Source organism: Methylobacterium sp. 2A, assembly GCF_009806555.1.
Lineage (GTDB): Bacteria > Pseudomonadota > Alphaproteobacteria > Rhizobiales > Beijerinckiaceae > Methylobacterium.
Genome location: NZ_VUOK01000052.1, coordinates 124,197 through 135,924, shown reverse-complemented (window position 1 = coordinate 135,924; position 11,728 = coordinate 124,197). Strand labels below are relative to the sequence as shown.

8 protein-coding genes are annotated in these 11,728 nt (G+C 72.0%); 3 read left to right on the top strand and 5 right to left on the bottom strand.

What is annotated here, in order from left to right:
* Position 1 precedes the first annotated feature (1 nt).
* On the bottom strand, positions 2-307 hold the full coding sequence (locus tag FVE89_RS23410; RefSeq protein ID WP_160536665.1) for a hypothetical protein: 306 nt from the start codon (positions 305-307) through the stop codon (positions 2-4).
* Positions 308-438: 131 nt separating this feature from the next.
* Between FVE89_RS23410 and FVE89_RS23405 the strand changes: the two genes are divergently transcribed.
* Positions 439-678, top strand: coding sequence for a DUF4926 domain-containing protein (locus tag FVE89_RS23405; RefSeq protein ID WP_202131023.1), 240 nt, complete (start codon positions 439-441; stop codon positions 676-678).
* Positions 679-1,054: 376 nt separating this feature from the next.
* On the opposite strand, the gene FVE89_RS23400 is transcribed toward FVE89_RS23405, so the two are convergent.
* A complete protein-coding gene (locus FVE89_RS23400) occupies positions 1,055-2,323 on the bottom strand; it encodes an allantoate amidohydrolase (RefSeq protein ID WP_160536664.1) in 1,269 nt (422 codons plus the stop codon).
* A 380-nt stretch (positions 2,324-2,703) separates the two neighbouring features.
* Here FVE89_RS23400 and FVE89_RS23395 point away from each other — a divergent pair, with 380 nt between their 5' ends.
* Complete coding sequence (locus FVE89_RS23395) at positions 2,704-3,255, top strand: PAS domain-containing protein (protein ID WP_160536663.1); 552 nt, start codon at positions 2,704-2,706, stop codon at positions 3,253-3,255.
* 7 nt (positions 3,256-3,262) lie between these two features.
* Here FVE89_RS23395 and FVE89_RS23390 read toward each other — a convergent pair whose 3' ends face one another.
* Together FVE89_RS23390 and FVE89_RS23385 are read right to left on the bottom strand one after the other, a co-directional pair.
* Positions 3,263-3,697 carry a heme-binding protein gene (locus FVE89_RS23390; protein WP_160536662.1) on the bottom strand — a complete coding sequence of 145 codons (435 nt, stop codon included), beginning with the start codon at positions 3,695-3,697 and terminating at the stop codon, positions 3,263-3,265.
* A 74-nt stretch (positions 3,698-3,771) separates the two neighbouring features.
* Positions 3,772-7,065, bottom strand: a complete 3,294-nt coding sequence (locus tag FVE89_RS23385; protein WP_160536661.1) for a DEAD/DEAH box helicase — start codon at positions 7,063-7,065, stop codon at positions 3,772-3,774.
* A 438-nt stretch (positions 7,066-7,503) separates the two neighbouring features.
* On the opposite strand from FVE89_RS23385, the gene FVE89_RS23380 reads away from it, so the two are divergent.
* Positions 7,504-10,335 carry a PAS domain-containing protein gene (locus FVE89_RS23380; RefSeq protein ID WP_160536660.1) on the top strand — a complete coding sequence of 944 codons (2,832 nt, stop codon included), beginning with the start codon at positions 7,504-7,506 and terminating at the stop codon, positions 10,333-10,335.
* 325 nt (positions 10,336-10,660) lie between these two features.
* Here the strand turns inward: FVE89_RS23380 and FVE89_RS23375 are convergent, their stop codons facing one another.
* Positions 10,661-11,665: a DUF2891 domain-containing protein gene (locus tag FVE89_RS23375; protein ID WP_160536659.1), complete on the bottom strand. Its 1,005-nt coding sequence runs from the start codon at positions 11,663-11,665 to the stop codon at positions 10,661-10,663.
* Between the last annotated feature and the right edge of the window lie 63 nt (positions 11,666-11,728).

The window sequence follows — 11,728 nt, the reverse complement described above, 5'->3', positions numbered from 1 at the left end:
CTCAGATCGCGCCCTCGACCACCTCCAGGGCCCGCAGGACCGCGAAGCCGATCCGCTCGGCCTCTTCCTCCGCGCCGGCGGTGGCCGGCAGCAGCGCCACGGTCTCGACCTCGGGTTCGTCCTCCAGTCCAACGACGATCCGGAAGACCTCGCCCTCCTGCGCGGACGGATCCCGGATCAGGCCGACCCGATGGCCCGCCCCCGTGCCGAGAACGCGCAGGGACGGCTGGTCGGCCGCCTCCGGCCCGGCGGGCTCAGGCCGGCGCGGCGTGCCGAAGGCGGGGCGGATGACGTTGTCGTCGGGCATGGCGGGAACCTCCCTCTGCGAGCCGCGTGCCGGACACCGGGATCGGCCCGGGCTCCTCCCTTGCGGCCCGTGGAGGCGGCCGACTTGTCCAGTCTTATCGGACATCCTACCCTATCGGCAGGTCGGTCGCGTTGGCCTATCGATTCCAGCAGGATGTTCCGCAGTCGAGCCTTCGGGACCTCGACGATGTGGTGCTGCTCGCCGACACCGTGAGCGATGACGGCGAGCTCATTCCGAGCGGGCGTGAAGGCACGATCGTCAGCGTCCACGGCGAGGGCGAAAGCTACGTCGTCGAGTTCGCCGAGCCGCCCGGGGCTCTCGTCTCGGTCTTCCCGCATGAGATACGCCGCGTCGAGCATCCAGCCCTTTGACCGATGATCGCGCGCCGGTCACATGGCACATCGATGCGCATAAGATTTCCCGCTACCTGACCGACTTGGCGCATCCGGTCGGCGGCCCGAAGGCGAAGTACCTGATGCGCTTCGGCTTCACGCCCGCCGAGCCCGCGATCCTCGCGAATGCCCTCGTCCTGCACGCGACGGGCAACCTGTCCGGCAGCCCTCCACGACGCGCGTCGGCATGCTGGCCGTCGTGTTCGAGGGAACGGTGTTGGCACCTGATGGCCGGGACACGCCCCTGCGCACGGTCTGGGAACCGCGGGATATCGGGTCCGTGCGCGAGATGCACTTCGTGACCGCGGTTCTCCTGACGCGCCGTCGCTCAAAACCCGGACCGTAGTGAGGTCTCTCACCCTGCCTTCCTGGCGCCCAAGCCCGCCGTCGCGAGGACCGCGTCGGCCAAAACCTCCAGACCGGCCCCGGCCCAATCGGGCGTGATGCTCTCGGCCTCGTTGTGGCTGATGCCGCCATGGCAGGGGCAGAACACCAGGGCGGCCGGGACCGCGCGGGCGCAGTAGACCGCATCGTGGTAGATCGCCGTCGGCATCCGCGTCCAGGCGTGGCCCCTTGCCTCGGCGGCGGCCTGGATCCGGTCGACCAGCACCGAGTCGAACGGGGTCGGCGGCGCGCGCCAGAACTCTTCGACGCGGATCGCGACGCCGCGCTCCGCCGCCAGGGCGTCAGCCCGGGCCTGGATCCGCCCCCGCATCGCCTCCAGCTGCTCCGTGTCGCCGTGGCGCGTGTCGAGGCTGAACCAGACCCGGCCCGGCGTGATGTTGCGGCTCTCCGGCTCGGCCTTCAGCACGCCCACGGTGGCCCGCCCGCGCTCGCCGCCGGCCCCGACCGCGTCCCGCGCGATGCCTTCGAGAGAGGCGATCAGCGCCGCCGCGGCCATCAGGGCGTCGCGCCGCCCGTCCATGGGGCTGCCGGCATGGGCCTCCTCGCCCTGCACGGTGATCTCGTACCAGATCTGGGCCAGCGCCCGGTCGACCACTCCGATGGTCAGGCCCGCATCCTCCAGGCGCTTGCCCTGCTCGATATGCAGCTCGAAATAGGCGCCGATCCCGCGCAGGGCCGCCGGATCGGCCTCGCCCTGCCAGCCGATCCGCCGCAATTCGTCGCCGAAGACGAGGCCCGCGAGGTCCCGGGTCGCCAGCACTTCGGCCTCCGGGACGATCCCCATGGCGACGCCGCTGCCGCTCATCGGCGGCGGGAAGCGCGACCCCTCCTCGTTGCACCAGTTGATCAGCAGGAGCGGCGCCTCGGTCTCGAGGCCGGCCTCGTCCAGGGCACGCATGATTTCGAGCCCGGCGAGCACGCCGAGAGGGCCGTCGAATTTGCCCCCGGTGGGCTGGGTGTCGAGATGGCTGCCGATCGCCACCGGCTTCAGGTCCGGATTCCGCCCCGGGCGGCGGAAGACCATATTGCCGACCCGGTCGACGGTGAGGGTGAGCCCCACCGCCTCGCCCCAGCGCCGGAACAGGGCGCGCCCCTCGGCATCCCGATCGGTCAGGGTCTGGCGGTCGTTGCCGCCGTTGGGCAACGCCCCGATCCCGGCGAGTTCCATGAGGCTGTCCCAGAGCCGGTCCCGCGAGAGCGGGAGGTTGATGCGATCCATGGCTGCGATGCCTCTCTGTCGAAGGCGTACCGGATGCGAAGGTTAGGCCGCGATCCGGATCGGCACCAGGGCGGGACCGGGATCGGACGTCCGGAGCCTGCAGGACGGCGGACGGTCCCGCCACGGGGCGGGCAGCGCCAACGGGCAGAGCCAAGACAGGCGCCAAAGTTCGACGATACGTTTTTGTATAAAACTGCACTTAGTTTTGGACGTTCTATTTTTGCCAAATATTTGACCCATGCAATGGTTTATGAGATCCTGATCAGCGTCTCGAATGCCCTGATGCTTCTGCGCCGTCCGGACTGCGCCGCCGCAGATACTCGTCGGATGGTTCATCCGGCCGCGGAACGCGGGCCGGCCTCAGGCGGATAGGGGTTCTCATGCTACTGGCCTCCACGGCCGCACCAGCCCTGCAAGCCGCGGGATTCATCGGCACCTGGGACACGGATGTTCCCGCCGGCCGATCCGTGCTCGACCTCGGCGCCGCATCCGTGCTGGCGGGGAATCCCGGGCTGGTCGGCAAGCCTCTGCCCCTCGATGTCGCCCTCGGGCGGATCCACCCGGAGGATCGCGAGCGAGTCTTCGGGACGATCCAGGCCCTCCACGCGGTGGGCGGACCGGTGGCCATCGAGTTCCGCATCCTGACCGGGACGGGCGAGACCCGCTGGATCCTCGACCAGGGCCTCCTGGCTCCCGACGAGGCCGGGCGTCTTCACGGGTGCGGGGCCTATATCGACATCACCGAGCTGTACCGGCGCTGGGCGTCACCGCGGGAGGACAACACGACGCCGACAGAGCATCTGGACGCCGCGGCCGACCATTGCATCCAGGCCCATACCGCCCTGGAGCGCCACGGCGATACTGCCCTGCGCCAGTTGTCGGGCATGCTGCTGCTCGGGATCGGACGCGCGCTCGCGCAGCGCGCGTCCTGACCGCCCGTTACGTTCGCCAGGGATGGGCCGGCAGTTCGGTCCGACCGATGGCCTTGGCGCCGGCCTCCGCGACCGTGTGGTCGTTCTCCACCGTGGAGCCGCTGACGCCGATGGCGCCCGACATCACGCCATCGGCATCGACGATCGGAATGCCGCCCGGAAAGGTGATCAGCCCGTCGTTCGAGTGCTCGATGCCGTAGAGCGGACCGCCGGGCTGCGACAGCTGGCCGATCTGGCCGGTCATCATGCCGAAGAACACCGATGTCTTGGCCTTCTTGTGGGCGATGTCGATGGAACCGACCCAGGCGTCGTCCATGCGGTGGAACGCCTTCAAGTTGCCGCCGGAATCCACCACCGCGATGCACATCTGGGTGCCGAGCTCGATCGCCTTCGCCCGGGCGGCGGCAATGGCCTTTTCGGCCTGCTCAATCGTGACGTGCATGTGGCGCTCCCGTTCGCAGTTTCTGATCGACAGGCTGTGACCCTTTGAAGCGCCGGGCGCAAGTTCCGACAGGCTCAGCCGGCGCGCTCCCGGGCGGTGCGGACACGCTCCAAGAGTTCGCCCGCCAGCGCCGCGCAGGCGTCCGCGTCGGGACAGGGCCGCTTCCAGACCACGCGGCCCTCGCGCAGGATCACCCCATCCGTCACCGGCAGGGCGGGCAGCGGCCGGTCCGGCCTGAGATCAGCCGCGACGCCCTGTGGGCCGCCCCGGAGACGCGCGACGCCCAGTTCGCAGCAGGCCGCGCGCAGCCGCGCCAGATCGAACAGGGCGCGCATCGAGGCGGGGGCCGCGCCGAACCGGTCCTCCACCTCCCCGGCCAGGGCGTCGATCGCCTCGGCCTCGCGCAGGCGCAGGAGCCGCGTGTAGAGGCTCAGGCGGATCTCCGGCTCCGGCACGTAATCCTCGGGGATCCGGCTCGGCAGCCCGAGCTCGATCTCCGGGCTCCAATCCTCGGCGCGGCCGCCCTTGGCGGCGGTCAGCGCCAGCTGCAGCAGGTGCTGATAGAGGCCGAGCCCGACGAGCTTGGCGTGCCCCGCCTGATCCTCGCCGACGAGGTCGCCGGCTCCGCGCAGGTCGAGGTCCCGGGCGCTGACCGCAAAGCCGGCGCCGAGCCGGTCGAGCGCCTCCAGGGCGCGCAGGCGCTGGAGCGCGGCCGGCGGCGGGGGCGCGGCCGGGTCGCTCAGCAAGTGGACGGTGCCGCGCCGCTGGCCGCGGCCGACGCGGCCCCGCAGCTGGTGGAGCTGCGCCAGCCCGAATTTCGCCGCCTCCCAGACCAGCATGGTGTTGGCCCGGGGCACGTCGAGCCCGCTCTCCACGATGGCGGTGGCCAGCAGCACGTCGCCGTCGCCCTCCGCGAACCGGACCATCACCTCGTCCATGGCGGAGGGCTTGAGGTCCCCGTGTGCCACCAGGATCGAGAGATCGGGCACGAGCGCGCGCAGGCGCTCGGCCATGGGGGCGATGTCCTCGATCCGCGGGCAGACCACGAAGCTCTGGCCGCCGCGCCGATGCTCGCGGATCAGCGCCTCGCGCACGGCCTCGGGATCGTAGGGCGCCACCACGGTGCGGACCGGCTGGCGCAGCGCCGGCGGCGTCGCCAGGACGCTGAGGCTCTGGAGGCCGACGAGCGCCGCCTGGAGCGTGCGCGGGATCGGCGTGGCGGTGAGCGTCAGCACGTGCCCGCCCTCGGCGAGGCGGCGCAGATCGGCCTTCATCTTCGCGCCGAAGCGCTGCTCCTCGTCGATCACCGTCAGGGCGAGGTCAGCGAAATGGACGCCCTTGCCGGCGAGCGCATGGGTGCCGACGACCAAGCGGATCGAGCCATCGGCCAGCCCGGCCTTGACGCGCCTGGCCTCGGCCGGCGCCACGAGACGGGAGAGCTGCGCGACCTCGATCCCGAAGCGGCCGAAACGGCGGCGCAGGGTCTCGGCGTGCTGCCGCGCCAGCACGGTGGTGGGGGCGATGAGCGCGGCCTGCCTGCCGGAGAAGATCGCGGCCGCGAGCGCCCGCAGCGCCACCTCGGTCTTGCCGAAGCCGACATCGCCGCAGACCAGCCGGTCCATCGGCCGGCCGGAGGCGAGATCGGCCATCAATTCGTCGATGGCACCGGCCTGATCCGGGGTCGGCGCGAAGCCGAAGCCGGCGGCGAAGCGCTCCATCTCCCTGGCCGGCGGCGCCAGGACCGGCGCGTCCGTCTCCCGGCGGGCGCGGGCAGCCTCCAGCATGAGCCGGGCGGTGCGCGCCATGGTGGCCTCGGCCTCCAGGCGGCGGCGGGGCCAGGTGCCGCCATCGAGCTTGTCGAGGGTGACGGCGTCGGGCTCCGGGCCGTAGCGCCAGATCCGGTCCGCCTGGGAGACCGGCACCATCAGGATCGCGTCGCCGGCAAAGCGCAGGCGCAGGGCCTCGGAGGGGTCAGCGCCCTGCGTGGCCACCGGCTCCAGCCCCTCGAACACGCACAGGCCGTGATCGCGGTCGACCGCGACGTCGCCCGGGCGCAGGTCGACCTCGCCCATCGGCAGGATCGCCCGGGTGCCCCCCGCCACCGCGGCATCCGGCCCGAACAGGTCCGCGGCGGCGATGACGGTCGCGCCCTCGTCGGGCACCCGGAACCCGGCCCCGAGGGGCGCCTCCAGGGCGAGGACGTCCCCCGGGGCGGAAGCGGCGACATCCGCCCAGGCGTCGATCAGCCGGATCGGGCGCTCGGCGATCCTGCCGGCCTGGCGCACGAGCCGCCGCAGCGGCTGGCGGCCGCCGGCCAGGACGATCACGTCGCCGGCCTTCAGCCGCTCGCGCAGCAGCTTGGCGAAGGCGGTGCCCGGCCGGCGCTCGCGGGCGAAGGAGGGCAGCGCCAGCGAGTCCCCGGCCTCCTCGGTGGCGGCGATCCGATCATGGGCCGCCACGATGTCACGCCACGCCTGCGGCGTCAGATAGAGGCCGGCCTCGGCCTGCCCCCGACCGTCGCGGGCGCCGAGCCGGCCCCGCGCCTCCGCCATCTGCTCGAACACGGCGTCGATCCGGGCCTGGGTACCGTCCTCGATCACGAGGCGCGCCTCGGGCACGTAATCGAGCAGGGTCACGAGGCGCGGGTAGTAGCGCTCCAGCCGGTGCTCCTGGCCGGTGAAGGGCTCGAAGCTCTGGCCGGAGCCCGGCTCCAGGATGATCTCGGTGGCGGGATCGATCACGAGTTCGTCCGCCTCGGCGACCGAGCGCTGCGAGATCGGGTCGTAGGAGCGGATCGCGGCGACGCGGCCCTCCATGTGCTCGATCCGGCAGGGGCGGGGCGCCGCCGCGGGGAAGACCTCCACGGTCCGTCCGCGCACCGCGATCTCGCCGGGCTCGTCGACCCGCTCGTCGAGGATGTAGCCGAGGCGCTTGAGGTCGGCGGTCGCGGCCGCGACGTCGAGGGGGTCGCCGACCCGGAGCGTCACCCGGGCCGTAGCCCAGGTCTCCGGCGGGGGCACACGCTGGATCAGGGCCGGGGCGGTGGTCAGCACGAAATCGGGCAGCGCGTCCCGGTCGGTCAGCCAGCGCATCACGGCGGCCCGGGCGCCCATGGTGGCCCGGGACGGCGAGGCGTGGTCGAAGGGCAGGCAATCCCATTCGGGGAAGATCGCGACCCGGGCCTCGGGGTCGAGCGCCCGCAGGGTCGCGGCGAGCTCCTCCAGGCGGCGGCCGTCCCGGGCGACGTGGACGAGGGGCGCGGTCCCCGCGTCGTAGCCGAGGAGCGCCACAGCGAGGGCCCCCGTGGGCATCAGCGGCGCGTCCTCACCGCCGGGCTGCACGCGCGACTTCAACCTGCGATTGGCCATCTCGGTCCGGATCCATATCCCAGCCCCGCCAACGCGGCACGGGCCGCAGGGGCTCCCGGACGCGACAATCCCATCCACAGCGGCGCACCGTGCCGGTCCGGTTGCCGGGTACGCGCCGCCCGGTCGGGCAGCCCCCGGAACACGGAAATGTTACCGCGGGCGGGAACGCGGGAGCGATCAGGGCGGCCCGTTCCCCCCTCCCGTAACCGTAAGAGTCATATCTGCAACTCAAGATAGCAATCCGCCGCGCCGCGGGGGGCGCGGCGATTCGCAGAACCCGCGCAGGGATGAAGGCCGGGCGGGATCCGCCCTGCGCGTTCAGGAGCTTCCCCCCGCGCAAACCCTTTGTTGGTCTTATTGCCGGAGCTGCGTTGCATGGACTCACTTGGGAGGGTCGAAGGCGTAGGCTATGACGCCTCCGTGTCGCGGACCCAGACAATGCCCCGCCCGTCGGGTTTCGAGCCCCAGCATCCCCAGCGCCTCGCGGCCCTGCGAGCCTACGCGATTCTCGACACGCCCCCGGAACGGGCGTTCGACGAGATCGCCGAGATGGCCGCCCTGGCCTGCGGCACACCGATGGCGCATATCAACTTCATCGACGCCGACCGGCAATGGATCAAGGCCGCGGTAGGCCACGCGCAGCAGGCGATGCCGCTCGCCTTCGGCTTCTGCACCGAGGCGATGCGCGCGGACGGCATCCTGATCCTGCCGGACCTGACGGCGGAGCCGGATACCGCCGGCAATGTCCTCGTCACCGGGGAGCCGCATCTGCGCTTCTACGCGGGCGTCGCCCTGGTGACGCCCGACGGCTGGGTGATCGGTACCCTCTGCGTGCTCGACCGGGAGCCGCGCATCCTGACCGACCAGCAGGTCTTCGTCCTGAAGGCGCTCGCCCGGGCGGTGATGACGCAGCTGGAGTCCCGCTGCGCCGAGGCCGCCCTGCGCCGCACCGAGGAGCGCCACCGCTCGCTGTTCGCCTTCATCAATGCCGGCTTCTGCATCGTGGAGTTGATCTTCGGCGCGGACAGCCGGGCGGTCGATTACCGCTTCCTCGAGGTCAACCCCGCCTTCGAGCAACAGACCGGCCTGGCCGGCGTGGTCGGCCGCACGATGCGGGAGCTCGTGCCCGGCCACGAGCAGCACTGGTTCGACCTCTACGGCCAGGTCGCCCTCACCGGGGAGCCGGTCCGGTTCGAGCAGCAGGCCGCCGGCCTCGGCCGCTGGTACGACGTGCATGCCTACCGGGTCGACGGGCCGCTGCGGAACCGCGTCGCGATCCTGTTCAACGACATCACCGAGCGCCGCCGGAGCGAGATGGTGCTGCAGGCGCGGGAGGCCGAACTGCGCCTCGTCGCGGACGCGATGCCGGTGCTGATCGCCTTCATCGATCGCAACCTCGTCTACCAGTTCGCCAACGCGGCCTACGAGACCTGGACCGGCCTGTCGGCCGCCGACGTCGTGGGGCGAACCGTGGTCGACCTCCTCGGCCCCGAGGCCTTCGAGGCCCGGCGCGCCGCCATCGCGCGGGCGCTCGCGGGCCAGGAGATCCGGCACGAATGGGCCTGGACCTTCCCGGACGGCGAGAGCCGCACCGCCGACACGCGCTACCTCCCGCGGCGCGGGCCGGACGGGCAGGTCGATGGGTTCTACGTCTTCGCGCACGACATCTCCGAGCGGAAGCGGATCGAGGAACTCCTCCAATCCCGGGCGGAGCGCCTGGAGGCGCAGGTCGCCCAGCAGACCCGGGACCGCGACCGGGTCTGGACGCTCTCGCCGGTGCTGAAGCTCGTCTCGGATCGCGACGGGCGGGTCCAGTCGGTGAACCCCTCCTGGAGCCGGGCGCTCGGCTGGTCCGAGGCGGAGACCCTGGGCCGGGCCGCCCTGGATTTCATCGCGGAGCCGGAGCGCGAGGCCGCGCGGGCCGCCCTGCGGCCGCTCTGCGAGGACCGGCGGGTCGAGGACGTGGAACTCGCCTGCGTGACCCATTCCGGGGACCGGCGGCGCGTGCTCTGGACGGTCGTCCCGGAGGACGGGCTGTTCTACGGATTCGGCCGCGACATCACCGAGCAGCGCCAGGCCGAGGAGGCGTTGCGGCAGTCGCAGAAGCTGGAGGCGATCGGCCAGCTCACCGGCGGCGTGGCGCACGACTTCAACAACCTGCTGACGATCATCCGCTCCTCCGTGGAGTTCCTGCGCCGGCCCGAGCTGGCTGAGGAGCGGCGGCGGCGCTACCTCGATGCGGTCTCCGACACGGTCGACCGGGCCGCCAAGCTCACCGGCCAGCTCCTCGCCTTCGCCCGACGGCAGGCGCTGAAGCCCCAGGTCTTCGACATCTGCGCCCGGCTGCGCAGCATCGCCGACATGCTCGATTCGGTGACCGGCGCGCGGATCCGCGTCACCATCGACCTGCCGGACACGCCCCGCTACGTGCGCGCCGACGAGAGCCAGTTCGAGACCGCGCTGATCAACATGGCGGTCAACGCCCGGGACGCGATGGACGGGGAAGGCGGCCTGACCCTGCGCCTCGACGGCGATTGCCCGATGCCGCCGATCCGCGGGCATGCCGGCGCGCGGGGGCCGTTCGTGGCCGTGCGGGTCTCCGATACGGGCGCCGGCATCCCGGCCCCGGATCTCGGGCGGATCTTCGAGCCGTTCTTCACCACCAAGGAGGTCGGCAAGGGGACCGGGCTCGGCCTGTCCCAGGTGATCGGCTTCGCCAAGCAATCGGGCGGCGACATCGACGTGGCGAGCGCGCTTGGGGGCGGGACCACCTTCACTCTCTACCTGCCGCAGGTCGCGGCCCCCGCGGCGGCGGCCGAGACCGGCCGCGATGCGCAGCCGGAGACGGAGCCGCAGCGGGGCCTGTGCATCCTCGTGGTGGAGGACAATCTCGGGGTCGGCCGCTTCTGCACCCAGATCCTGGAGGATCTGGGCCACGCCCCGGTCTGGACGAAATCCGCCGAGGAGGCGCTCGCCGAACTCGACAGCACGCCGGACCGCTTCGACGTGGTGTTCTCGGACGTGGTGATGCCCGGCATGGGCGGCTTCGCGCTCGCCCGGCAATTGCAGACCACGCGGCCCGACCTGCCGGTGGTGCTGACCTCGGGTTACAGCCACGTGCTCGCCAAGGACGACGCCCACGGCTTCGCACTCGTGCGCAAGCCCTACTCGGCCGCGCAACTCGCCCAGGTGCTGTACGAGGCGGCCAAGCGGCGCGGCCCACCACGGGCGCTGCGCCGCCTCCCCGTGGAAGGTGCGGCGCAGGAGTGACGGCCCGCGACCGGGGCGGCGGTGTCCTGGGTTGAGCGCGCGGCAGGCGCCCGGGACAGGGTCGGGCCACGGATCGGTGAGCCCCCGCCAATCAAGCCCCGAACCTCAAGAAGCCCGAGCCGGAACAACCTCGCCCCTCTCGGGTTGACGCAGTGCAGCACGACGATGGCGTCGTCGCGCTGCTGCCCCTCGTGGGCGTTTCCTCCCTAGACTTCGGACCGCTCCTTGAGGGCGGTCTTTTTTTGCCCAAGGAGGATCAAGGCAGCCCGCGACGGGACGTTCTCAGGACCCTTTCATCGTTTGCCGGCCGCCATGAGGAGCTGCCTCACGCTTCCAGGGCGAGCAGCGCGAAGGTCGCCAGCCAGTGCTCGCCCATATAGTCGCCCGCCACGTGCGGCAGCCCCGCCGCCAGATGCACCTCGGCCGCCGCGATCAGCAGCGGCCGGCGGGGATCCTCCGGAGGCAGGGCGGCGGCCAGCGCCCGGAAGCACCACGCCCGGCTGAGATTCAGCCCGTCGAGATGGGCGATCTTGCCGTCGCTGCGATCCGTGACCGCGGCCGGGCGGAACAGGGTCGCGGGCCGGCCCGATGCGAGATCGGGCAGGAACCGGTCGAACCAGGGGCCGAACCGCTCCGGCGGCAGCAGGCGGCGCATGCATTCGGCCTCGATCAGCGCGGAGGACAGGAAATCGTCGCCGCCCGGCTCGCCCCAGGCGGGGCACTCCACGTCCGCCCCGTACCAGCGCTCGGCCTTCTGCAGCAGCAGGGCCCGGAGCGCCGCATCGCCCGCGCCTTCGGCGTAGTCGGCGGCCAAGCGCAGCGCGAAGGCGGTGTTGAAATGGGTTCCGACCCGCACCGGGTAGGGGGCCAGCGGCAGGAAATCCCGGAACCGCCGGACCACGATCTTGGCGAGCGGCGCCAGCGCCTCGGCCCAGCGGCGCTCGTCCAGGCGGGCGAGCTCGTCGGCGAGCTTCAGGAGCCACGCCCAGCCGTAGGGCCGCTCGAAGCCCCGGGCATTGGGCCGGCCGAGATAGGCGCATTCCCCGGCAACCTTTTCGGGGGTCAGCTGCGCGTCGAAATGCGCGCGGATCGCGCCCGCCTGCGCGCCCTCCGGAAACAGGCGCAGCACGCGGGCGAGCAGCCAGGTCGCGTGGACGCAGGAATGCCAATCGTAGCTGCCGTGGAAGACCGGATGCAGTTCGGCGGGGGTGCGCGCATCCTCCGGCCCTGCCAGGACATGGCCCGGCTTGTTCGGGTATTCGCGGGTGACGTGGCCGAGGGCGAGCGCCGCGAAGCGGGCGGCGATCTCCGGGGTGAGGGCTGGCGCCATCGCGGGACTCCGGGTTCGGGACGGGCCGGCATAGCCGTTCCCAAGCCCGCCGTCAGGACATCG

What these genes read in the sequence shown, in the direction of transcription:
- FVE89_RS23410 (WP_160536665.1), bottom strand. Translation starts at nt 307, where the DNA reads ATGCCCGACGACAACGTCATCCGCCCCGCCTTCGGCACGCCGCGCCGG.
- FVE89_RS23400 (WP_160536664.1), bottom strand. Translation starts at nt 2,323, where the DNA reads ATGGATCGCATCAACCTCCCGCTCTCGCGGGACCGGCTCTGGGACAGC.
- FVE89_RS23395 (WP_160536663.1), top strand. Translation starts at nt 2,704, where the DNA reads ATGCTACTGGCCTCCACGGCCGCACCAGCCCTGCAAGCCGCGGGATTC.
- FVE89_RS23390 (WP_160536662.1), bottom strand. Translation starts at nt 3,697, where the DNA reads ATGCACGTCACGATTGAGCAGGCCGAAAAGGCCATTGCCGCCGCCCGG.
- FVE89_RS23385 (WP_160536661.1), bottom strand. Translation starts at nt 7,065, where the DNA reads ATGGCCAATCGCAGGTTGAAGTCGCGCGTGCAGCCCGGCGGTGAGGAC.
- FVE89_RS23380 (WP_160536660.1), top strand. Translation starts at nt 7,504, where the DNA reads ATGCCCCGCCCGTCGGGTTTCGAGCCCCAGCATCCCCAGCGCCTCGCG.
- FVE89_RS23375 (WP_160536659.1), bottom strand. Translation starts at nt 11,665, where the DNA reads ATGGCGCCAGCCCTCACCCCGGAGATCGCCGCCCGCTTCGCGGCGCTC.